The sequence below is a fragment of the Maritimibacter fusiformis genome, assembly GCF_008086115.1.
Classification (GTDB): Bacteria; Pseudomonadota; Alphaproteobacteria; order Rhodobacterales; family Rhodobacteraceae; genus Muriiphilus; species Muriiphilus fusiformis.
In genome coordinates, this window is sequence record NZ_VSIY01000004.1 from 702,550 (window position 1) to 723,346 (window position 20,797).

A 20,797-nucleotide genomic window follows, 5' to 3' on the forward strand; every position below is an offset into this window, starting at 1 on the left:
AGGATTTCCGGGATAATCCTTCAATCTATTCAGGCAGGGAAACAAGTTGGAATGCGGCCCGTCTGGGGATTGAATGGACCCGACCCCGGATCGAAGGATTGCCGCATGACCGACAGGACCTATTACGCGCCCAAGGGCGGGCTTGCGCCCCAGACCCAGCTTCTGACCGACCGGGCGATGTTCACCGAGGCCTATGCGGTCATTCCCAAGGGCACGTTCAGCGACATCGTGACCAGCCTGCTGCCGTTCTGGGACGACGCCCGCTTCTGGATTCTGGCGCGGCCCTTGTCGGGCTTTGCCGAGACCTTTTCGCAATATATCGCCGAGGTGCAGCCCGGCGGCGGCAGCGACCGGCCCGAGACCGAAGCCGGTGTCGAGGCGGTGCTGTTCGTGGTCGAAGGCACGATGAGCCTGACGGTCGACGGCGCGGTGCACGAGATGGCGGCGGGCGGCTTTGCCTATCTGCCGCCCAGCGCGGAGTGGTCCCTGCGCAACAATTCCGGCGCGCCGGTGCGGTTTCACTGGATTCGCAAGGCCTATCAGTATGTTGAAGGGTTGGACGAGCCGGAGGTGCTGATCAGCAGCGACCATGACGTTGCCCCCACGCCGATGCCCGACACGAACGGCGCATGGGCGACGACGCGGTTTGTCGACCCCGCCGATCTGCGCCACGACATGCACGTCACCATCGTCACCTTCGAGCCGGGCGGGGTGATCCCGTTCGCCGAGACGCATGTGATGGAACACGGGCTTTACGTGCTCGAGGGCAAGGCGGTGTATCGGCTGAACCAGGATTGGGTCGAGGTCGAGGCCGGCGACTACATGTGGCTGCGCGCCTTCTGCCCGCAGGCCTGCTATGCCGGCGGGCCGGGCAAGTTCCGCTACCTGCTCTACAAGGATGTCAACCGGCACATGCCGATGGGCCGGGCCGGTGCGCTGGCGGGCCGGGCACATGCCGGGCTGAAATCTGCGGCGGAATAGTCACGACCGCAACCTCGCGCCAAGGCCGCGTGACACGGTGGCGGCGGCGTCCACGACAAGACCCGCGATCGCCTCGATACGGTCGTCGGGCATCCGGCCGGTCGGCCCGGACACCGAGATGCCCGCCACCGCCTCGCCGTGGGCGAAGCCCGGCACGCGATAGCCGAGGCCACGCTGGCCGAGGCCGATATCGCCGAGGTGGGTTCGGTCACCAACGGCGCTCATCCGGGCCGCACTTCGGCGGATGAGGTCACGCTGTTCGACGGCACCTGCGTCGGCTTGCAGGATCTGGCGGTGGCCGATGCCGTGGTGGCGTGCGCTGTCGAGCCGGTGATCAGCCCGGTCCTTCGTGGCCGGGTTCTGCTTTGCCCGTGCCGGTGTAGCGGCTAGGGTCATCCCATGGCGCCACCGGACACTCCCAGGCTGTTGTCCAGCGGAAACCCGCAGATCCCCAAGGGCAAGGGGGATGGCCCGGTTCAGGCCTACATCAGCGCCATGCCCGGGTGGAAAAGCGACGTCGGGCGGCGGCTGGATGCGATTGTCGTCGAGGTGTGTCCCGAAGTTCGCAAGGCCGTCAAATGGAACACGCCGCTGTATGGCAAGGACGATGGCTGGTTCTTTGCGATGTATTGCTTCAGGGACCACATCCAACTCACCTTCATGCGCGGCACCGCGCTGACGCCGATGCCGCCGAAAGCCTCGAAGGTCGAGGGAACGCGCTATTTCGAGATCCGCGAGGGCGACGGGCTGGACGAGGCGCTGATCGCGGGTTGGATCAGGCAGGCCAGCGCGCTGCCGGGGGTCAGCTTCTAGGCACGCGGCCTGCGCGTGTCTCAGTCGGGCAAGGCATCGTCGAGCCAGGCAACGGCCTGACGGGCCGCGCGCAGGGCGGCGTCGGCGCTGTCGAACGCCTGTGTGCCATGATGGCCGATGCTGAACCAGCCGCGCCCGTCCTCGGGATCGCGCCGGTATTCGTCGAACCCGAAGCTTCCGTCCGGGCGCGCGAAGATGTCGACGCAAACGGTCTCGCCATCGAGGTTGATGGAGCGGAGGATCGTGTTGGCCTCGGCCATGGCGGTTGCGAATCCGACGTGGTTGTGCGGCGCTGATAGCATCTTTCAGCCGCCGGATCACCTTGCCGCCTCGGCGGAACGTGCCAGAAGGAACGCCGCGTCGAGGGACGCGGCGTTCTGGGGTGCGCGGGGCCCGACCCGGCAACGCGCGCCGGGGTCGGGATTGCTCAGACGCGGTCGCTTCGGGGCAGCGAGCCCTTGCCTTGCCCGGCCAGACCGCCCGAGACCTCGTCCGTCGCCTCATCCGCCAGTTCCTCGGGCAGGATCAGGTTCAGGACGATGGCGATGAACGCCGCCGGCAGAAGCCCCGAGGTCATCAGGATGCGCGGTGTGTCCGAGAGGTATTGCAGCGCGCCCGGCTCCAGTTGCAGGCCGAGGCCGATCGACAGCGAGATGGCGAAGATCACCATGTTGCGGCGGTTCCAGGCCACGTCCGACAGCATCGAGATGCCCGAAGCGACGACCATGCCGAACATCACGATCACGCCGCCGCCCAGCACTTCGATGGGCACGGTGCGGATGACGCCACCGACCTTGGGGATGAACCCGCAGATGATCAGGAAGATCGCGCCGATGGTCACGACATGGCGGCTCATCACGCCGGTCATGGCGATGAGGCCCACGTTCTGCGAGAACGAGGTATTGGGGAAACCGCCGAAGAACCCGGCAATCGCGGTGCCCAGACCGTCGGCATAGGTCGCGCCCTGGATTTCCTTGTCGGTCGCTTCGCGGTCCGCACCGCCCTTGGTGATGCCCGACACGTCGCCCACGGTTTCCACCGCCGAGACAAAGGCCATGAGGCAGAAGCCGATGATCGCGGCGGCCGAGAACTCGAAGCCATACTTAAACGGCTGCGGCAACGCGAAGGTGGCGGCGTTGGACCACGACCCGGCGATCTGCTCGACCGACAGCATGCCGATCATGATCGAATAGACATAGCCGACCACCAGCCCGATCAGCACCGCCGAGACCGACAACATGCCGCGGGCGAAGAACTTGAGCCCGAGGGTGACGATCACCACCAGCGCCGCGGCCGACCAGTTCAGCAGCGAGCCGTATTCCGGCGTGCCGATGGCCGGAACGCCGCCGGCGGCATACTGGATGCCGGTCTTGACCAGCGCCAGCCCGATCATCGTGACCACGAGGCCGGTGACCAGCGGCGGCAGGGCAAAGCGGATCTTGCCGATGAAGGTGCCGAGAAGGGCGTGGAAAATCCCGCCGATGATGACGCCGCCAAAAAGCGCGGCGAGTGCGTCGACGCCTTTGCCCGCGACCAGCGGGATCATGATAGGCAGGAACGCGAAAGACGTGCCCTGCACGATCGGCAGCCGCGCCCCGATCGGGCCGATGGTGATGGTCTGAAGCAGCGTCGCGACACCCGCGAACAGCATCGACATCTGGATCAGATAAAGAAGCTCGGGGAAGTCGGGGGAATTGGACCCGAAGCCGAAGCCCGCGGCCCCCGCGACGATGATCGCCGGGGTCACGTTCGACACGAACATGGCCAATACGTGCTGGATGCCCAGCGGAACCGCCTTCCAGAGGGGCGGTGTAAAGTCCGGATCGCGCAGTTGTTCCGGCGTTCCGAGTGAGTGATCAGCCATCGTGTTTCTCCCTGATTGACTGTTGTTTCCAGCCCGCTTCTTGCGGCGGGTTGCCTAGGGTTCCGTCACGACGAAGGGTTCGTCGAACCAGAATTCCTCCAGATTTGCGCCGTCCCCGATGCGGTCGACGACGGCGTAAAGCCCGGGCGCGCCGATCGGCGTCAGCACCCCGTGCCAGGTGTTGCGATGCAGGTTGATCGACTGCCCCGGCGCACTGAGAAAGGCGCGCAGGTTGACCGGCGTGCCGTTGGCGTCCTCGGCCACCACCACCAGCATCGGCACGTTGTTGACCGGGATGAAGGCCTGGCTGCCCTCGGGGTGACGCTCGACCATCTCGACGGGGCAGGGGAAGTGACGCGCCTTGGCGTCGAACAGGCTGATCCCGGCGCGGCCATCGGCGAAGTCGAGGCGGGCAAGGTCGTGGTGACGCCCGCAAAGCCCCTGGTTGATCATCTTGTCGGGCGCGCCCGACAGTTCGATCACCTCGCCGTAGGGCGCGAAGGCCGCGGCGGTCAGCGGCGCGGCGGTGAGCGTGCGGCTCACGGCAACAAGTCCATCAGGCGAAACTCGGCGATGCGTTCGACCTGGCGGCAGGCCTCGGCAAACTCGGTGTCGCGGGAATTGTCGATGCGGCGCTTGAAGGCGGCCATGATCGAGGCCTTGTCGTGGTCGCGCACCGCGATGATGAAGGGAAAACCGTGCTTGGCGACATAGGCGTCATTGAGCGCGGTGAAGGTTTCGCGTTCCGCGTCGGTCAGGTAGTCCAGCCCGGCGGCGGCCTGTTCCGACATGCTTTCGGCGGTCAGTTGTCCGGCCTGGGCCAGTTTCCCGGCCAGATCGGGGTGGGCGGTCAGCACGCCCAGACGCTCGGCCTCGGAGGCGGTGCGGAACACCCGGCAGAGCGCGTTGTGAACCCCGGCGGCGCAATCGTGGGCCGGGCCAAGCTCCAGCCCGTGCGCACGTTCCGCGATCCAGGGCGAATGCTCGAAGATGCCGCCGTAGAGCGTGACGAAACGGGCCTTGTCCATCTGGCTGGGCCGCTCGATGCGCCGGTGCGGGTGGTGTTTGGCCCAATGCTCGGCGATCTCGATGCGGCGCGGCGTCCAGACCCCGTCGAAGCCCCGGATATGGTCGATGAACCGCATGAGCCCGGCGATCTTGCCCGGACGCCCGACCAGGCGGCAATGCAGCCCGACCGACATCATCTTGGGCGCGCCCGCCTCGCCCTCGGAATAGAGCACGTCGAAGGCGTCCTTGAGATACTGGAAGAAATGCTCGCCGGTGATCCAGCCGGGCGAGGTGGCAAAGCGCATGTCGTTGGATTCCAGCGTATAGGGGATGACCAACTGGTCGCGTTCGCCGAACTCGACCCAGTGCGGCAGGTCGTCGTCGTAGACATCCGACACATAGTCGAACTGGCCGGTTTCGGCGGCCAGGCGCGCGGTGTTGTCGCTGCACCGCCCGGTATACCAGCCGCGCGGCGGCGCGCCGACAACCTCGGTGTGCAGCCGGATCGCCTCGGCGATGGCGGCGCGCTCCTCGGCCTCGGGCATGTCCTTGTGCTCGACCCACTTGAGGCCGTGGCTGGCGATCTCCCAACCGGCCGCCTTCATCGCGCGCACCTGCTCGGGCGAGCGTGCCAGCGCGGTGGCGACGCCGTAGACGGTGACAGGGATACCGGCCCCGGTGAACAGCCGGTGCAGCCGCCAGAACCCGGCGCGCGCGCCGTATTCATAGATCGATTCCATGTTCCAGTGACGCTGGCCCGGCCATTGCGCGGCCCCCGGAATGTCGGACAGAAAGGCCTCGGACGCCGCGTCGCCATGCAACACGCAGTTCTCGCCGCCCTCCTCGTAATTCAGCACGAACTGAACCGCGACCTTGGCGTCGTTGGGCCAGCGGGGGTTGGGCGGCGTCTCTCCGTAACCGCGCATGTCGCGAGGATAGCGTGTCAAAACTGATCTCCTGCTTTGGGTGGTTGTATCGCAATAAAATTACCGGCACTTTCAGTTTTTCCCTAAAGGATTTGTTTGGCCGTTCCCCCTCTACTTTCCCGGGCCGGTTTCGCAGTATCCTGCCATCACCGCACAGCGCCGCGAGGGAGACAGCCGCATGACCGGATACCTGACCACCCATGTTCTGGACACCGCCCGGGGCTGCCCCGCCGAGGGGCTGGCGATCGAGCTTTACCGGATCGAGGGCGACACCCGCACCCTGCTGCGCCGCCTGGTCACCAATGATGACGGGCGCACCGATGAGCAGATCCTGCCCGCGTCCAAGTTCGCCACGGGCACCTATGAGCTGGTGTTTCACGCCGGCGACTACCTGACTGCCTCGGGGGTCGCGCCGGAAAGCCCGCGTTTTCTCGACATCGTGCCGCTGCGTTTCGGCATGTCGGAAGAGGCGCATTACCATGTGCCGCTCTTGTTGTCGCCGTTCGGCTATTCCACCTATCGCGGCAGCTGATCGGGCATCTCGCGCTTGATCACGTCGATCATGAAATCGATGAACAGACGCGCCTTGGGGTCCTGGCGGCGGCGGTGGACGTAAAGGCAGGCCAACTGGATCGGCACCGGCGGTTCGTCCTCGAGCACCGGCACCAGCCGCCCGGATGCAAGATGCTCGGAAATCTCGAACACCGGTTTCAGCACGATGCCACGCCCCTCGAGCGCCCAGGCGGTCAGAACCTCGCCATGGTCGCATTCGAACGGGCCGCTGACCGTCACCCGCTTGGTGGTGCCGCCCGATTGCAGCGGCCACTGGAACTCGGGCGCGCCAGGATAGCGCAGGTTCAGGCAGTCGTGCTTGTCGGTGCGCAACTCGTCCGAACCGGCAGGCAGGCCGCGCCGCGCGATGTAGTCGGGCGAGGCGCAGAGCACCCGGGGGCAATCGGTGATCTTGCGGATCTTGAGGTTGGAATCCTCGGGCACGCCCAGGAAAAACCCCGCATCCAGCCCTTCGGCGGCCAGGTCCAGCTTGCGATCCGACAGCCGCACCCGGACGTTGATCAAGGGATAGGCATCGCAAAACTCCGGCACCGCCGGGGCGATGATGCGCTGGCCCAGCCCGAGCGGTGCGGCCACGTAGAGCGTGCCGCGCGGCGACTGGGTGACGCTGCTGACCTCGGCCTCGGCCTCGGTGATCGCCTCGAGGATCGTGACCGCGCCGCGATAGAACAGGTTGCCCTGCTCGGTCGGGTTGAGTTGCCGGGTGGTGCGCTGGAACAGCCGCGCGTTCAGGTGTTCCTCCAGCTGCGAGATCCGCGACGAGGCCACCGCCGCCGAGATCCGCAGATCGCGCGCCGCGGCGGACATGTTGCCAAGCTCATACACCCGCACGAAGGTCAGGATATTGTCGAGATAGGCCATCGCGCATTCTTCCGCTTTTTTTGAAGCAGCTAGGTCTTTTTCTCCATACACCGGATTATCGGCCTGTAATAGCCTGCCGCCAAGGACGAATAGGGAGAGACAGATGTTCGACGTTGCCCTCATGTGGGACTGGGTGGCCTTCGCCACCCGCTGGTTGCACGTCATCACCGCCATGGCCTGGATCGGGTCGTCGTTCTATTTCATCGCGCTGGACCTGGGTCTGCGCAAGGTGCCGCACCTTCCGGCCGGCGCGCATGGCGAGGAATGGCAGGTTCACGGCGGCGGGTTCTACCACATCCAAAAATACCTGGTGGCCCCCGACAACATGCCCGACCACCTGATCTGGTTCAAATGGGAGAGCTACACGACCTGGCTGTCGGGCGCGGCGCTTCTGATCCTGGTCTACTGGATGGGTGGCGAGCTTTACCTGATCGACGCGAACAAGGCCGACATCCCGCTGTGGCTGGGGATCGTGATTTCGGCCCTGTCGCTCACCATCGGCTGGCTGGTCTACGACCGGCTGTGCAAATCGGGGCTGGGCGAAAAGCCGACCGTGCTGATGCTGCTCTTGTTCATCCTGCTGGTGGCGATGGGCTGGGGCTACAACGAGGTCTTCACCGGCCGCGCCACGCTTTTGCATCTCGGCGCCTTCACCGCCACGATCATGACCGCCAACGTCTTTTTCATCATCATGCCCAACCAGCGCATCGTTGTGAAGGACCTGCAGGAGGGTCGCACGCCGGACGCCAAATACGGCAAGATCGCCAAGCTGCGCTCGACCCACAACAACTACCTGACGCTGCCGGTGGTGTTCCTGATGCTGTCCAACCACTATCCGCTGGCGTTCGCCACTGAATACAACTGGCTGATCGCGGCGCTGGTGTTCCTGATGGGCGTGACCATCCGGCATTTCTTCAACACCATGCACGCCGGCGGCGGCATGAAATGGTGGACCTGGGCGGCGACCGCGATCCTGTTTCTCGGCGTGATGTGGCTGTCGACCGCGCCCCTGATGCAGGACAGCTACGAGGACTCCGAGGTCCGCGAACTGACCGCGAAGGAACAGCGCTTCGCCAGCGCCGAAAGCTTCGAGGACGTGATGAGCGTGGTGCCGGGGCGTTGTTCCATGTGCCATGCGCGCGAGCCTTACTATGACGGCATCCACCGTGCGCCCAAGGGCATCCTGCTGGAAACCGAAGCCGACGTCGCCCGCGCCGCCCAGCTGATCTACCTGCATGCGGGCGTATCCGACGCGATGCCACCGGCCAACGTGACCTTCATGGAGCCCGAAGAGCGCCGCCTGATCGCCGCCTGGTATCGCGAGGCGTCATAGGGCAGGGGCCGGGCCATTGCCGAGAACAACGCGCTGAAATCATTCCCGCGCGCGTTTTTCGTTTCGTGATCGGGGTGAGGCAGGCGAGGCCGCCGGACGGGCATCCTCGGGCCGGCACCACCCCCGAAACCGCCCGCGACCAGAGGGTTTTCACCCCCCGGCCCACCGCGCCGAACCGACCCAGACCCCCTCCCGATTTCCCCGATTTTCCCTCTGGACACCACCGCCCGCCACGACTAGAAAGCCGCGACCCGAACGGCCCGCCCGTTCACCCGTGCCCGGGTAGCTCAGGGGTAGAGCAGTGGATTGAAAATCCTCGTGTCGGTGGTTCGATTCCGCCCCCGGGCACCATCATACTCCTTCAAGACTCAAGATAAGCCCAATAAAACAAGGGCTGACCGCAAGTCACCGACCTCCCACCGATCGGAATTGCTACAGAATTTGCTACAGGAAACGCTACGGCGAACGAGCTTTCCTCGGCAAAGAGAATGGCGCTCACTTGGCCCAGCCCTTTGCATTTCGTGGTGCGCGTGAGCGCCAAGGGCTCGGAACGCAATGTCCGCTTCGAGCCCTTACTGACCGCCGCGCCAGAGCTGTCGTTCGCAAGTGCAGCAACGGACGCCTTTCAAAGACGGCCCTCTCCTGTCGTGCGTCGAGGCGTCTCGCGCCGCAGTGGCGCTTCCCCAGAGCGGCCGTTTGCGCTTGAGAACAGCGCTGTGTCCCCAGCCGACATCTGACTCGCGGCAGACCATTGAGGCGAAGCATCTCCAAAGTGGAGGGTCCTCCCAGCTTGCAGCATGGACGCGGCCTTGCCGGTCGGAAATACGGGCCGAACCGGGCTTGTGCCACGGCTTTTCTATGCCCGTTAGAACCCTATGACCTGACATCTGGGCGGCCCGGTGGTATGTAGCAGCGATGCGCTTCATTTCTAATGGTCCCGCAATACCCGGCCCCCTCCTCGCCGCCGCGGATGCGGGCGATGTCGTTTTCGTCTGCGGTGCGGGCGTATCGCTTGCTCGTGCGGGGCTGCCGACATTCCAGGGCCTGCTCGACGACGTGGTGAGACATCTCCGGCCGGCCCCCGACGGCCTCGCAGCACATGCACTGGCCACGGAGGCGCAGCTACGCTCGGCGGACCCGCCGATTGAACTGCCGCCGGGCTTTTCCGGCATCGCCACGCCCGACAGGGTCTTCGGATTACTGGAACAGGAGTTCGGTAGAGAGGCCGTTGAGCGGACGGTCGCCAACATTTTGAAATCCAAGGAACACTCAGATCTCTCGGCTCACCGGACAGTTTTACGCCTTGCTTGCGGGTCATATAAGTTGCCCCGACTGGTGACGACCAATTTTGACCGGCTTTTTGAGGTGACCGACCCGAACCTTCCTGTCCATCTCCCGCCCAAGCTCGACCCAGAGACTCGCGGAATTATCAAGTTGCATGGCTCGGTTGATGCAATGAGCGAAGGTCCGGACGGCGACGGCTTCGTGCTGTCTGGTGCCGCGTTCGGCGGAGCTTACGTGGCGGACGGCTGGGCTGCACGGACAATGCGCGCGTTGCTCGAACGCCATACCGTCGTGTTCTTGGGCTACGCGGCGGACGACCCGCCAATGCAGTATCTCCTCGAAGGACTGAAGCGGATCGGCGCGCCGACCGCGCGAGCCTACGCTTTTCAGCCCGGAGTGGACGCCGCACGCCGCTGGGCTGCCCGGGGTGTGACGGCCATAACCGATGCTGCAGACACGGCGGATCGACACCCGATGGCGGAGCTGTTGGCACTCCTGGAGGACTGTTCCGACGGCGTCTTGGTGGAAGCAGGGTGGGCCATCGGCCATTGGATCGAGAGGAGTTCCGGGGACCGCGACGTCGTTCCCGCCCTCGATGCCTTGCTCGACCGGCTCGTCGAAATCCTCCCGATGATGGAAAGGTCAGATGCCACAGACGTGGAGGAGGACCCAGATTACGTCTTCCGCGCGATCAACGCGCCCGCAGGGCACGTCGCCGAGACTATGATGGCAGACCCACGCCTGCCCGATGCCGATCAGCGCACCGGCCTCCCCGACACATGGAGGGCGCGGGCGGAGGCCTTAGTCAATCTGCCTCCGCCCCACGGCGACCACGCTTTAACAATATTCTCTGGCCAAGCGCCATATCTGCACGCCCACGACTCGAACTGGGTCGAAACTCATCTCTTCCCACATCTTGAGGGCCCACGCCGCGCTGTTTTGCTCGCGGGGCTCAGTCGTTGGCACAGAGCACTGCCAATAGACTTCTTCGCATATGTTCGCCCATCGCTGATCGCCGCTGCTGTTGAAGGTAACGATCGGCGGCGGTCGTTGGTGGATTGGGTCGCGGCGCAGCTCCTGTTTGCATGGTTGCGGGGAGACGACAGCCTGTCTGACGATGCTTTCGATGATGTCCTGCGGCAGGCAGGCGGCCATGCAAAGCGCCAGGTAGCCCGCTATCCCCCGGACCCCGCCGGATCGGGCCAGGCCGAACCTCCCCGCCACCCGCGCGCCAGGATCGAAACCCCAGGCCGGAAACCGCAAGGCCCGCCGGGCAACTTTCGGCACCTGGGGAGGATAGGGAGCTTGGGGAGGGGGTTTTGACGACGACAACCACAACCCAAAAACCCACCTTGTCGAAACTCGAAACCGGCCAGCCGTCCGATCTCGCGCTCGACAGGCCACGGGATTTGCATCGCGCCATCGGCCTTGTCGGCAACCAAGCGGACGCGGCGCGCGGTCACATCGCAGCCTTCTGTGACCTTTGGCCGGAGGCTTCGCTTCAGGACATTTCGCTTCAAGAGGCAAACAAATTGAGCTGGTGGCTAGCGGGCGTGCGCACGGTGGTGGATTGGATCGGGTCGAACACGGTGGCCGGAGTGGATTCGGCGTGAGATGCGGCTACGCCCGGTTGGGCGGGGCCGGGAGTGTAAACGGCGGCGTAAAAACCGACCACGTGGCGGCGCAAAACCACGCCAGTTGCGGGCGCGGAGCGCCATGCAGAGTGCGGCCATCATCGTCGCCACCGGCGAGGCGACTTGCCTCCAAGCGCAAACGCCTACTTCCGGCTCCCCGCCGGGATCGCGAGCACGTCGATCGTGGAAGACCTCAGGACGTGTTCCGTCACGCTGCCAATCAGCAGTTTCGCGAGACCGGTCTTGCCATGGGTCGATAGCACGATCAGGTCCGCGCGCTCCGTAACCGCCGATTTCAGGATCTCGTGATGCGCCGCCGTTGTCCGGTGACGCACCATCGGCATGACGTTTCCGAGCTTTGCCGCCGAGAGAAACTCGGTCAGTTCGCGGGATGCGTTCTTTTGTGCAGCCGCCAGGTAATGCTCCCGGTCGTCCTTGGACATCGTGTGCGACATCGCAAGCCGCAGCGCCGGCGCTTCGAAGACGAACAGCATCGAATTGCGCGCCTCGCTGCCGATCTCGAGCGGCAGGATGCTTTGCAGCGCGTCGCGAGAGCCTTCCGACAGGTCAGTCGTCTGCATCACGTGGCGGTAGTTTCCCCTGGGCGGCGCGTTGACCATGAGAACGGGGCAGTCGACCAGCCGGATCGTGCGCTCGGCGGTGGTGCCGATGAACACATCCTTCAGCATGCGCCGGCGATGCGGGCCGATCACCAGCAGGTCAGGGCCGATCTCTTCGACGCCCTGGATGATCCCGGCAAACGGCGAGGCCAGAATTACCCGTGTTTCGCAGGTCACGCCGTCGTCGTTCGCAAGCGTTTCAGCGCTCTGGCGCAGCAGCAAGGCGGACTCGTCGCGCTCGACATCGACGATGCGGCGTGGCTGGTCGTCGTCGACCACATGGACCAGCGTGATCGTCGCGTTGAACTGCCGGGCAAGCAGCTTTGCGCGCATCAGGGCCCTGTCCGAACGCTCGGAGAAGTCCGTGGCAACCATGATTTTCTTCATTGGATCATACCCCTCCAGGGCGCGGCCGAGCGGTCCGACAAGATGGCGTTGCAACCCGCCGGGCGCTGTCCACCATCGTCGGGCTGCACCCGCCACGCTATTTCACGGAGCACCCGATGAAAAGGCGCCCGGTATCGCGCGCCCGCGAACTCGCGCCGCAGCGCCGGGTGAACGCCCTATGGCGCATCCTGCATGTCCGGCAGGAACGCCTCCGGCGCGATCCCGCGTTTCTCGGCGCTGTCGCGCACAGCCGTCTGCAACGCCTCGCTGCGCGACAGCAAGCGGCGAAAGCGGTCCTCGTCGAGAACCAGAAGAAGCGACGGGGCGATGGCGCGCACTTCCGTCCGAAGCCTGTTTCGCATCAGGATCGCCATCTGCCCGAACATCTCGCCGCGGCCCAGCCGCCAGGATTGGCCCGCGCTTGTCAGTTCGACGGCACCCGAGGCGATGAAGAACACGCGTTTGATGGTGCTGTCCTTGCGGATGATGACATCGCCCGCATTCACGTAGCGCGCCTTGAACGCGCGACCCAGCCGCTTCAACGCGGCGCCGTCAAGATCCGCGAACAGCGGATATCGCCGCAATAGCTCGGTCCGCTGGAGCGCGATGTCGAGGCGCGGGCGGCTCTCCGCGGCAGCGCGCCGGGCCGTCACGTCCTGCATCAGCGTTGTGTAGACCTCCGAGCCGATCACGCCGTCTTCGCGCATGGCAGTGTATTCGCGTTCTTCCAGGCGCAGGGCGGTGCGCCGGATGAACCGGCGCTGCAGTTCTTCGGCATACCCCGGGTATTGCAGCCGCAATCCTTCCAGCGCGGTTTCCACGACCTCGATGCGCCGGGCCAGCATCTCGTGCAGAAGGTCGGCCAGACGGCGGCCATGAATGCGGCGGATGCGGCCATCTATGAAGGCCCCCAGATCCTTCATGATCAGTCGCTGGGACAAAAGCTCCTCGAACCGGTCGGCGGTCATCCGCACCAGCGGGGCGGAAATGCCCAGGCTGCTGTGCAGCATCACGGCGGCACGAAAGCCGTAGCCATAGGCGACCGACTGGCGGGCCGCGCGTTGATAACCGCTGCGCCCGCCGGTCCGGGCCGCCTCTATCAGCCGGTCGGCGCGGGATAGCGCCTGTTCGGCCATGCGGGCCGAGATCGTGCGTTCGCGGACCCGCTCGAGGATCGTGTCGCGCTCGAACCCGGCCAGCGAGATCAGGCCAAGCGTGATCCGGTCACGATCAAGAATATCGGCGCTGTCCTCGGCCGATTTCACCGCAACATCCAGCCGCTCTCCGAACCGAATTGCCTCGGACCGCACGATGTCATGGGTCAGGTCATAGTTCTCAGCGGTGCGCGCCACGTCCTCGCGCACCGTCTGCAACGCCACCGCCACGACCTGCCGCGACAGTGCTTCGTCGATTGGTGACAACCGGTCCAGGCCCAGCCAGGCGATCACCGACCTGAGCGTCATGCCCTGCACGATCAGAGTGAACAGCGTGAATCCCGTGGCCAGGATGCCGACGACGCGTTTCGTCTCGAGCGGGACGCGGACGCTTTCGGTAACGGCAAGTGCCAGCGCCAGCGTGACTGCGCCGCGCAGGCCGCCCCACAGGATCGCGACCCGATAACGCCGATCGACAACCGGCGAGAGGCGCATGAGTGTGAGCAGCGGAAACAGCCCGTATAGGATCAACAGCCGCGCCACGATGGCGGCCAGGATCACGACGCCGATCAGGACGATATCGCCTATTCTGACTTCTTCCAGGATGCGGGGGATCAGAAGTGCGGCCAGGATAAAGATCAGTGCCCCCGCCCAATGCGCCAGCAGATCCCAGACCTCGCGCAGGTTGACCCAGACCTGTGGCGGCAGCCGCCCCGGACCCGTCAGGTTCAGGGTAAGGCCCGCAACCACGACCGCGATGACACCAGAGGCCCCGACGCTCTGTTCGGCGATGATATAGGCCAGATAGGGCAGTGCGACCGAGATCGAGATCTGGGCAAGCTCGTAGCGGGCAAAGGCGGCCATCACCCAGACGGCACTTCGCGTCGCCAGCCAGCCGATGAGCGCGCCGCCGATGATCAACAACGGGAACTGGGCCAGTGCATCGCTCAACGTGGGGTTCGGCGCGCCGAGCATGACGAATCCCATGAAGAGCCCGAACAGCGCGATGGCGGCGGCGTCGTTCAACAGGCTCTCACCCTCGATGATCCGCGCAAGCCGGCGCGGGGCCGAGATCGACCGGAAGATCGAGACCACCGCCGATGGGTCGGTGGTGGAGACGATGGCGCCGATCAACAGGCAGGCCGCCAGTGGCAGTGAGCTTGCCCAGGACAGCGCATAGCCGACCGACAATGTGGCCACCACAACCGCCACGACTGCCAGCGTCAGGATCGGCACCCAGTCGTCGATCATGCGCCGCAGGTTCATTCCCAGCGTCGCCTGAAACAGCAGCGTCGGCAGGAATACATAGAGGAACACGTTGGACTTGATCGGCAGTCCGAGGATGGCCTCGGCCACCGGGTTGAGCGCATCGGTCAGGTCGGTGCGCAGGAAAAACAGCGCGGCAACCCCGATCAGAATGCCGACAACCGCCAGGATCACCGTGAAGGGCAGCCGCAAACGCGCCGCCAAAGGCTCCGACGCCCCTATGACGAGGAAGAGCGACGCGATGACCGTTGTGACCATGACGATGTCCATGATGTTGAAATAACACAACGTTCATCGCGCGCATCCATGAATGTCCGAATTGTCGGATTATCGTTCGCTTTGGCTAAAGGCTGAATTCACCGTGCTAAAAAACGTGCGTGTCGTGTTGTCGGATCCATGGGGGAACCACGGTTCCGGACAAGACGCTGCTGTGTCCCTTGGACAAGGTGAACCGGCAGTTCCGTGTGCCAGCGCCTGACAGGCTCTGTCCTTACCGCTATGCGAGCATCGCCTGCCGGGTGACAGGTCAGTGACTTCACCTACGTCGCTACCTGGTCGGGCTTCGTCGCCTTCGTGATCGACGCCGTTGCCCGCCGCATTGTCGGTTGGCGGGTGAACCGGACGGCCCACGCCGGCTTCGTCCTCGACGCTCTGGAACAAGCCGTTCACCAGCGGCAACCAGGCGCGGGCCTCGTGCACCACAGCGGTCGCGGATCTCAATATCTGTCGATCAAATACACCGAGCGCCTTGCCGAGGCCTGCATAGAGCCCTCGCCCGCCGGTGTCGGCGACAGCGATGACAACGCAATCGCCTCGCCTTCCCTCCAGCCGAAAACCGGATCGCTGCCATAGCTTGCGCTGTCCTGTTCGGCGCTCAACCAGTCGAGGATTGTCGCCGCCCCGGTCTGCATGTCGCTGGCATCGAAACGGAGCGCCCGCACCCAGTCCTCTGGATATGTCTGCAAGAAAGGCAGACGCGCGCGACTTTTGACGCCCTCCGCACTCAAATCTCGATCGTCTCAATTCCTTTCAAGACCGCATGCACTGCGCGGCCGGTCTCGGTCAGCCCGTAGGTCACCTTCGGCGGAATCGTGTTTTCCTGTTCGCGCCAGACCAGGCCATCCGCCTCCAACTCGCGCAGGCGCTGGGTCAGGACCTTTGGCGAGATACCTGTGATCGTGCGCCGCAGAACGCCAAAGCGGCAGGCCTGCTGTTCGCCCAGCACGTAGATCACATGGGTTTTCCACTGGCCCCAGAGCTTACGCAGCAGTCTGTCGGCGCCACAGGGCAGGCCGGCTACTGCGTCGGCAGGTTCTGCCAGGTCGGTCTTTTGGGTAGTTTCCATTCGGTAACGACTTTCGGTTGGTAACTTGCGAACTACATATGCCTCCAACCGTTGAACGCAACATCCGTTTCGGCCGTATTCACGCCGGAGCGGTGTTCCAAAGGAGAAAGCGACATGTCTCGATCCACATCCCAAGCCATCCCCGGCCTGCACCATGTCACCGCCATTTCCGGCCCGCCGCAAACCAATCTCGATTTCTGGATCGGAACGCTTGGCCAGAGGCTGGTCAAACGCACGGTGAACTTCGACGATCCGGGCACCTATCACCTTTACTACGGCGACGACGATGCGGCGCCGGGGTCGATCATGACCTTCTTTCCCTTCGTGGGCGCAGGTCCGGGTCGGGCCGGTGCGGGCATGGCTTCTGCCGTTGCCTATACCGTGTCGGACCTTGATCAGCGCATGATTGACCTCGCCGAAGCTGCCATTGATTTCGAAGGCCCGTTCGAGCGCATCGGCGAACGCGCGATTGCCTTGAAGGACCCGGATGGCCTGCGGGTTGAGATGACTGAAGGCGGCGCGCGGGATGAAGGCTTTCATTCGGTGACGCTCTGGCTTGATGAGGTCGAGCCCACTGCCAGGGTGCTGGAGGCGATGGGCTATGTGCGTGAGGCGGAAGACGCCACGGCCACGGGCGGCACGGGGGGCACGGAGACGCGCGTTCGCTATCGCTCCACTGACCCTGGGCGGGGCTCGGCGGTTGACCTGATGACCTCGGATGCCCGCTCCATCGGACGTTCGGGTGCGGGCACCATCCACCATGTGGCGTTCCGCGCACGCACCGCGGAGGAACAGCAGGAATGGCGCAAGCGTCTCTCCGAGATCGGCCTGGACGTTACACCGGTGATCGACCGGCAGTATTTCGACGCGATCTATTTCCGCACCCCCAGCGGTGTGCTGTTCGAGATCGCGACCGATCCGCCGGGATTCGCCGTGGACGAAGATGCGGCCCATCTGGGTGAGACGCTGAAACTGCCCGAGAAATTCGAAGCGCATCGCGCGCGTATCGAGCAGGTTCTGCCCGAAATCCGGGTTCCGTCATGAGCCGCTTGCCGGAGGCAATAACCCGCGGCACCGGTTCGCATGCGGGGCAACGGCTGGTCACGGCCGGGGCTCTGCTGCACCGGGCGCGGCTGGCTGTCGTGATGATCCACGGTCGTGGAGGAGCACCTGAGGACATGATCGGTCTCGCCGACCATCTCGCCCTGCCGGAACTTGCGGTCCTCGCGCCAACGGCGGCGGGCCGCTCCTGGTGGCCCGACAGCTTTCTGGCGCCGCTCAAGGCAAACGAGCCGGGTTTGAGCAGCGGGCTGAGCGTCGTCGCCGCGTTGATGGACGACCTGGCAGAGCAAGGCTTCGGCCCGGAACGGATCGCCCTTGTGGGGTTCTCGCAAGGGGCCTGTCTCGCTGTCGAGGCAGCAGCACGCCTTGCTTGTCCGTTCCGCGCCGTGGCGGCTCTTTCGGGTGGACTGATCGGAACCGGCGAAGCAGGCGGGCCGCAGCTCGCAGAGCTTTACAATCGCACGGCCAAGCGGTTCGACTACGAAGGCCGGCTCGACAATGTGCCGCTGCTGCTCGGCTGTCACGAACAGGACCCGCATATCCCGCTGGCGCGGGTGCGCGAAAGCGCAAGGGTGCTGGGAGGCATGGGCGCGCAGGTCGACACCATCGTCATTCCCGGCGCCGGTCATGGCATTGTCGCCGACGAGGCGGCCTGGCTGCGCAGGCATTTGAACGACAAGCGAGACACCAATGAGCACTGAGTTCGAGATTACCCGTGAAGAAACCGACAGCAAGGGCCGCTACCTGACCGTGGTGGACGGCCATGAGGCCGAGATGACCTATTCCCGAGCCGGCGCCAGCACCATCATCATCGATCATACCGGCGTGCCGGATGCGCTGCGCGGACGCGGTGTCGGCCAGGCCCTGTTGCGCCGCGGTGTCGAGGACGCCCGCGCCGAAGGCCGCAAGATCGTGCCGCTATGCCCCTTTACCAAGGCCCAGATCCAGCGGCACCCCGAATGGCAGGATGTTTTGCAGGGCTGAGACCTGCGAAACCGAATTGGAAGAAGGAGAGATATCATGAGCTGGAGCCCTTGCCCCGACCCCGTGCCCGGAGACGCCGGGAGCGTCGATGCGGTGGAGACCCTGATCGTGCCGCGCGCCGTCGATCTGGGCGAGATGGAAGTGCGTCGAGCTCTGCCCTCCCACAAACGCCAGATGGTCGGGCCGTTCATCTTCTTCGACCAGATGGGCCCGGCCGAGTTCCTGACCGACCAGGGCATCGACGTGCGGCCGCACCCTCATATCAACCTCGCCACGCTGACCTATCTCTTCGAGGGTCAGATCCTGCACCGCGACAGTCTCGGCTCCGAACTGGCGATCGAGCCGGGCGCGGCGAACTGGATGAAGGCGGGCAGGGGCATCGTGCATTCCGAACGCACATCGCCCGAGCGCAAGGCAACCGGCCAGCGGCTTTTCGGGCTGCAGACCTGGATGGCGCTGCCCGTGGACGAAGAGGAATCCGATCCCGCCTTCATGCACCATGGCAAGTCGGACCTGCCCGAAGTCGAGGCCGAAGGCCTGACCGCGCGGCTGATCGCAGGCTCCGCCTTTGGCGCCACCTCGCAGCTGAAGACCGCCTCCGACACGCTCTATGCCGATGTGACACTGGCCCCGGGTGCCAAGGCCCCCATCGCGGCCAATTCCGAGGAGCGGGCGCTCTATACCATCCGCGGCAAGATCGAGATCGCGGGGTCTACCTTCGAGCCCGGCCAGCTGCTTGTCCTGCGTCCGGGCGACGAGATCACCGTCGAGGCGCTGGCTGACGGCACCGGCGATCACGCACGCTTCATGCTCTTTGGCGGCGCGCCGATGGAGGGGCCGCGCTATATCTGGTGGAACTTTGTCTCCTCGCGGCGCGAACGCATCGAACAGGCCCGCGAGGAATGGCGGCGCGGGCGGTTCGAAACCGTGCCGGGCGACGAGCAGGACTTCATTCCGCTGCCCGAAGGCAATCCCAAGATCCGGCGCGCCGAAGGCGGAGTTCATTACCCGTGACGCCGCAGCCAGCCCTGTGCGCCGCCGTTGCTTTTCTCGCGGCAACAGTTAGCACGCCAGCCCTTGCCACCGTTGCGGAGGAGGGAGAGTGGATGTTGGGCCTCGTCGGCATCGAACTGGCGTTTTTCGAAGCCTGGCGCTGATCACCCCGGCTTGCGCTTTTGTTCCGTTGTCGCGCGGCCTAGGGCAGGACACGGTGATAGACCAGCACTTCGTGAATACCGGGGTGGTATTCCGCGATCGCGGTCAGCAGGAAGTCGCGCTCGTCCATCCCGAGCGTTTGTGCGAGCGCCGGAATTCTGTCGAGCGGGACGCGGGTTTCTCCGGTCTTGAGCATCGAAATGATATTGGCCTGGCGAAACCCGACCCGGTCGGCGATCTCGCGCTGGGTGAGTTCGGACGCTACGATGGCCTTGGCGAGCTTGATTGCAGTGGGGCTGAAGGGCATCAGATGGTCCTTTCGATGTTGGTGTCTGATGCTCTGTGTTAGTCAGCGTGAAAGCGTCCGCATCGGCGCCGTGCCATCTCGGTCGTGATGCCGGTTCGATCGCCACGATCCACCTCGGCCTTCTTGACCCATTCGTTCAGCGTCTGCGGCGCACAGCCGATCTTCGACGAAATCGGCAGGATTGCCGACCAGCGGCTCTCATGCTGCCCTTGATTGTCCAGAACCAGGCGAACGGCACGCTCGCGCACTTCGGGGGAATACTTGTTCGTTGTCTTGCTCATGATGCTCCATCCTACTCAGGAGTTGGAGCCTCCGGCAAACCCGGGGCGTGTGTGGATGCCCCCGGTTTTGCAAGCTGATTTTTCGACGGTTGGGCTGGGCTTCAATCGGTCGTGTGTCAGGCCTCTCAATGTGGCTATACGACGCCACGGGCCGGTATGCTGTTCGGAAGGCGAGGCCCACATCGGTTCAGAGAGCTATGACGCTCGTGCCCCGGGACTGGGTGTCCCCACCTTGAACTTTGAAGTCCGTGTCGCTTACTCCGTCGGTCGATCACCTTGCCCAGGCCTTGCGGCCATGCCGCGTCCCTGTCGTGTCGGATCAGGGTCACGCCATTCTGTAATTCTCCTGTTTCGTTGTCATCGCCCAAATCATGCGGGCCATCTTGTTTGCCAGCGCCACCGCCGCCACCATCCGAGGTTTGCGCGCAACCAGGTTAGCCAGCCAGCGATTGGCGCTGCCGCCCTTGCGCACGACCCAGCGGATCACGCTCATGGCGCCGACAATCAGGAGTTTGCGGATGTCGCATTGCCCCATCTTGCTGGCAGCGCCAAGTCGGGCTTTGCCACCTGTTGATCGCTGTCGCGGCACCAATCCCAGCCATGCAGCAAAATTGCGCCCGCTGTCGAAGGTCGAGAGATCCGGTGCGAAGGCGGCAATGGCACCGGCAGTGACAGGCCCGATACCCGGCATCGTGCAGAGCCGCCGCAACTCGTTGTCAGTCTTCGAGGCGCGCTCAAGCTCGTCAGCCAATTGCTCGATAAGCTCGGTCGAGCGGCTGATCTGGTCAAGATAGAGCACGCCCATCGCGCGCACCGGGGCGGGCAAATCCACATCAGGCTGCGCGAGCGCCTGCTGCAGAATCTTCAAGCTGGCCGGACCCTTGGGAGCCACCGGGCCGAACTCCGCCAAATGGCCGCGCAACGCGTTGATCAACTGGGTCCGCTGCCGCACAAAGCAC

At 64.6% G+C, this 20,797-nt stretch carries 21 protein-coding genes, 1 tRNA gene and 2 pseudogenes; 12 read left to right on the top strand and 12 right to left on the bottom strand.

Features of this window, described 5'->3' with window-relative positions; all coding sequences use genetic code 11:
* The first annotated feature begins 105 nt into the window (after positions 1 to 105).
* Entirely contained in the window at positions 106 to 981 is an 876-nt protein-coding gene (locus FVF75_RS07520; protein WP_148377317.1) for a bifunctional allantoicase/(S)-ureidoglycine aminohydrolase, read from the top strand.
* On the opposite strand, the gene FVF75_RS17925 is transcribed toward FVF75_RS07520, so the two are convergent.
* Positions 982 to 1,377 carry a hypothetical protein gene (locus FVF75_RS17925; RefSeq protein ID WP_425463222.1) on the bottom strand — a complete coding sequence of 132 codons (396 nt, stop codon included), beginning with the start codon at positions 1,375 to 1,377 and terminating at the stop codon, positions 982 to 984.
* Between the two features lie 3 nt (positions 1,378 to 1,380).
* On the opposite strand from FVF75_RS17925, the gene FVF75_RS07530 reads away from it, so the two are divergent.
* Positions 1,381 to 1,794 carry a DUF1801 domain-containing protein gene (locus tag FVF75_RS07530; RefSeq protein WP_148377319.1) on the top strand — a complete coding sequence of 138 codons (414 nt, stop codon included), beginning with the start codon at positions 1,381 to 1,383 and terminating at the stop codon, positions 1,792 to 1,794.
* Between the two features lie 20 nt (positions 1,795 to 1,814).
* On the opposite strand, the gene FVF75_RS07535 is transcribed toward FVF75_RS07530, so the two are convergent.
* The 4 genes from FVF75_RS07535 to puuE all read right to left on the bottom strand — a co-directional run bounded on the left by FVF75_RS07535 (position 1,815) and on the right by puuE (position 5,613).
* The gene (locus FVF75_RS07535; protein WP_148377320.1) at positions 1,815 to 2,054 is read right to left on the bottom strand and encodes a hypothetical protein; all 240 of its coding nucleotides are present in this window, start codon (positions 2,052 to 2,054) and stop codon (positions 1,815 to 1,817) included.
* A 167-nt stretch (positions 2,055 to 2,221) separates the two neighbouring features.
* Positions 2,222 to 3,658 (bottom strand): uracil-xanthine permease family protein, encoded by a 1,437-nt coding sequence (locus FVF75_RS07540; RefSeq protein ID WP_148377321.1) that lies wholly within the window; start codon positions 3,656 to 3,658, stop codon positions 2,222 to 2,224.
* Between the two features lie 54 nt (positions 3,659 to 3,712).
* The gene (locus FVF75_RS07545; RefSeq protein WP_148377322.1) at positions 3,713 to 4,201 is read right to left on the bottom strand and encodes an ureidoglycolate lyase; all 489 of its coding nucleotides are present in this window, start codon (positions 4,199 to 4,201) and stop codon (positions 3,713 to 3,715) included.
* Positions 4,198 to 5,613, bottom strand: a complete 1,416-nt coding sequence (puuE, locus tag FVF75_RS07550; RefSeq protein ID WP_148377323.1) for an allantoinase PuuE — start codon at positions 5,611 to 5,613, stop codon at positions 4,198 to 4,200. The genes FVF75_RS07545 and puuE overlap by 4 nt, the downstream gene beginning before the upstream one ends.
* Before the next feature lie 157 nt (positions 5,614 to 5,770).
* Here puuE and uraH point away from each other — a divergent pair, with 157 nt between their 5' ends.
* A complete protein-coding gene (gene uraH, locus FVF75_RS07555; RefSeq protein WP_148377324.1) occupies positions 5,771 to 6,124 on the top strand; it encodes a hydroxyisourate hydrolase in 354 nt (117 codons plus the stop codon).
* Here the strand turns inward: uraH and FVF75_RS07560 are convergent.
* Positions 6,109 to 7,026, bottom strand: coding sequence for a LysR family transcriptional regulator (locus FVF75_RS07560; RefSeq protein ID WP_148377325.1), 918 nt, complete (start codon positions 7,024 to 7,026; stop codon positions 6,109 to 6,111). The genes uraH and FVF75_RS07560 overlap by 16 nt on opposite strands.
* Before the next feature lie 103 nt (positions 7,027 to 7,129).
* On the opposite strand from FVF75_RS07560, the gene FVF75_RS07565 reads away from it, so the two are divergent.
* From FVF75_RS07565 to FVF75_RS07580, 4 genes are all read left to right on the top strand, one after another.
* Positions 7,130 to 8,359 carry a urate hydroxylase PuuD gene (locus FVF75_RS07565; protein WP_148377326.1) on the top strand — a complete coding sequence of 410 codons (1,230 nt, stop codon included), beginning with the start codon at positions 7,130 to 7,132 and terminating at the stop codon, positions 8,357 to 8,359.
* A 276-nt stretch (positions 8,360 to 8,635) separates the two neighbouring features.
* Positions 8,636 to 8,710: transfer RNA gene (locus FVF75_RS07570), tRNA-Phe, on the top strand.
* 564 nt (positions 8,711 to 9,274) lie between these two features.
* Positions 9,275 to 10,966: an SIR2 family protein gene (locus tag FVF75_RS17710; RefSeq protein WP_148377327.1), complete on the top strand. Its 1,692-nt coding sequence runs from the start codon at positions 9,275 to 9,277 to the stop codon at positions 10,964 to 10,966.
* Positions 10,963 to 11,256 (top strand): HD domain-containing protein, encoded by a 294-nt coding sequence (locus FVF75_RS07580; protein WP_148377328.1) that lies wholly within the window; start codon positions 10,963 to 10,965, stop codon positions 11,254 to 11,256. The genes FVF75_RS17710 and FVF75_RS07580 overlap by 4 nt, the downstream gene beginning before the upstream one ends.
* Positions 11,257 to 11,420: 164 nt before the next feature.
* Here the strand turns inward: FVF75_RS07580 and FVF75_RS07585 are convergent, their stop codons facing one another.
* Positions 11,421 to 12,284: a universal stress protein gene (locus FVF75_RS07585; protein WP_148377329.1), complete on the bottom strand. Its 864-nt coding sequence runs from the start codon at positions 12,282 to 12,284 to the stop codon at positions 11,421 to 11,423.
* A 176-nt stretch (positions 12,285 to 12,460) separates the two neighbouring features.
* The gene (locus tag FVF75_RS07590; RefSeq protein ID WP_148377330.1) at positions 12,461 to 14,974 is read right to left on the bottom strand and encodes a cation:proton antiporter; all 2,514 of its coding nucleotides are present in this window, start codon (positions 14,972 to 14,974) and stop codon (positions 12,461 to 12,463) included.
* Between the two features lie 134 nt (positions 14,975 to 15,108).
* Between FVF75_RS07590 and FVF75_RS07595 the strand changes: the two are divergent.
* Positions 15,109 to 15,517: pseudogene (locus FVF75_RS07595) on the top strand (DDE-type integrase/transposase/recombinase); the annotation flags it as partial.
* A gap of 190 nt (positions 15,518 to 15,707) precedes the next feature.
* Here FVF75_RS07595 and FVF75_RS07600 read toward each other — a convergent pair.
* Positions 15,708 to 16,049 (bottom strand): winged helix-turn-helix transcriptional regulator, encoded by a 342-nt coding sequence (locus FVF75_RS07600; protein ID WP_148377331.1) that lies wholly within the window; start codon positions 16,047 to 16,049, stop codon positions 15,708 to 15,710.
* A gap of 51 nt (positions 16,050 to 16,100) precedes the next feature.
* Between FVF75_RS07600 and FVF75_RS07605 the strand changes: the two genes are divergently transcribed.
* Genes FVF75_RS07605 through FVF75_RS07620 form a run of 4 tightly spaced genes read left to right on the top strand, consistent with a single transcriptional unit; the run spans position 16,101 to position 19,109 of the window.
* Entirely contained in the window at positions 16,101 to 17,093 is a 993-nt protein-coding gene (locus tag FVF75_RS07605) for a ring-cleaving dioxygenase (protein WP_246138023.1), read from the top strand.
* Complete coding sequence (locus FVF75_RS07610; RefSeq protein ID WP_148377332.1) at positions 17,090 to 17,812, top strand: alpha/beta hydrolase; 723 nt, start codon at positions 17,090 to 17,092, stop codon at positions 17,810 to 17,812. Before FVF75_RS07605 ends, FVF75_RS07610 begins: the two co-directional genes overlap by 4 nt.
* Positions 17,802 to 18,095 carry a GNAT family N-acetyltransferase gene (locus tag FVF75_RS07615; protein WP_148377333.1) on the top strand — a complete coding sequence of 98 codons (294 nt, stop codon included), beginning with the start codon at positions 17,802 to 17,804 and terminating at the stop codon, positions 18,093 to 18,095. The genes FVF75_RS07610 and FVF75_RS07615 overlap by 11 nt, the downstream gene beginning before the upstream one ends.
* A 36-nt stretch (positions 18,096 to 18,131) precedes the next feature.
* Positions 18,132 to 19,109, top strand: a complete 978-nt coding sequence (locus FVF75_RS07620; protein ID WP_148377334.1) for a pirin family protein — start codon at positions 18,132 to 18,134, stop codon at positions 19,107 to 19,109.
* Positions 19,110 to 19,290: 181 nt separating this feature from the next.
* Here FVF75_RS07620 and FVF75_RS07625 read toward each other — a convergent pair whose 3' ends face one another.
* From FVF75_RS07625 to FVF75_RS07635, 3 genes and pseudogenes are all read right to left on the bottom strand, one after another.
* Positions 19,291 to 19,557, bottom strand: coding sequence for a helix-turn-helix domain-containing protein (locus tag FVF75_RS07625; RefSeq protein WP_148377335.1), 267 nt, complete (start codon positions 19,555 to 19,557; stop codon positions 19,291 to 19,293).
* Positions 19,558 to 19,622: 65 nt separating this feature from the next.
* Positions 19,623 to 19,838: pseudogene (locus FVF75_RS07630) on the bottom strand (transposase); the annotation flags it as partial.
* A 325-nt stretch (positions 19,839 to 20,163) separates the two neighbouring features.
* Positions 20,164 to 20,797, bottom strand: a 634-nt coding sequence (locus FVF75_RS07635) for an IS110 family RNA-guided transposase (protein WP_148377337.1), incomplete at its 5' end; no start/stop codon positions are given.

Bases quoted from the DNA above. Each gene is read 5' to 3' on its own strand.
- FVF75_RS07615 (WP_148377333.1), top strand. From the start codon at position 17,802: ATGAGCACTGAGTTCGAGATTACCCGTGAAGAAACCGACAGCAAGGGC.
- FVF75_RS07625 (WP_148377335.1), bottom strand. From the start codon at position 19,557: ATGCCCTTCAGCCCCACTGCAATCAAGCTCGCCAAGGCCATCGTAGCG.
- FVF75_RS07530 (WP_148377319.1), top strand. From the start codon at position 1,381: ATGGCGCCACCGGACACTCCCAGGCTGTTGTCCAGCGGAAACCCGCAG.
- FVF75_RS07565 (WP_148377326.1), top strand. From the start codon at position 7,130: ATGTTCGACGTTGCCCTCATGTGGGACTGGGTGGCCTTCGCCACCCGC.
- FVF75_RS07590 (WP_148377330.1), bottom strand. From the start codon at position 14,974: ATGGACATCGTCATGGTCACAACGGTCATCGCGTCGCTCTTCCTCGTC.
- FVF75_RS07585 (WP_148377329.1), bottom strand. From the start codon at position 12,284: ATGAAGAAAATCATGGTTGCCACGGACTTCTCCGAGCGTTCGGACAGG.
- FVF75_RS07610 (WP_148377332.1), top strand. From the start codon at position 17,090: ATGAGCCGCTTGCCGGAGGCAATAACCCGCGGCACCGGTTCGCATGCG.
- uraH (WP_148377324.1), top strand. From the start codon at position 5,771: ATGACCGGATACCTGACCACCCATGTTCTGGACACCGCCCGGGGCTGC.
- FVF75_RS07520 (WP_148377317.1), top strand. From the start codon at position 106: ATGACCGACAGGACCTATTACGCGCCCAAGGGCGGGCTTGCGCCCCAG.
- FVF75_RS17710 (WP_148377327.1), top strand. From the start codon at position 9,275: ATGCGCTTCATTTCTAATGGTCCCGCAATACCCGGCCCCCTCCTCGCC.
- FVF75_RS07620 (WP_148377334.1), top strand. From the start codon at position 18,132: ATGAGCTGGAGCCCTTGCCCCGACCCCGTGCCCGGAGACGCCGGGAGC.
- FVF75_RS17925 (WP_425463222.1), bottom strand. From the start codon at position 1,377: ATGACCCTAGCCGCTACACCGGCACGGGCAAAGCAGAACCCGGCCACG.
- FVF75_RS07535 (WP_148377320.1), bottom strand. From the start codon at position 2,054: ATGGCCGAGGCCAACACGATCCTCCGCTCCATCAACCTCGATGGCGAG.
- FVF75_RS07540 (WP_148377321.1), bottom strand. From the start codon at position 3,658: ATGGCTGATCACTCACTCGGAACGCCGGAACAACTGCGCGATCCGGAC.
- FVF75_RS07560 (WP_148377325.1), bottom strand. From the start codon at position 7,026: ATGGCCTATCTCGACAATATCCTGACCTTCGTGCGGGTGTATGAGCTT.
- FVF75_RS07600 (WP_148377331.1), bottom strand. From the start codon at position 16,049: ATGGAAACTACCCAAAAGACCGACCTGGCAGAACCTGCCGACGCAGTA.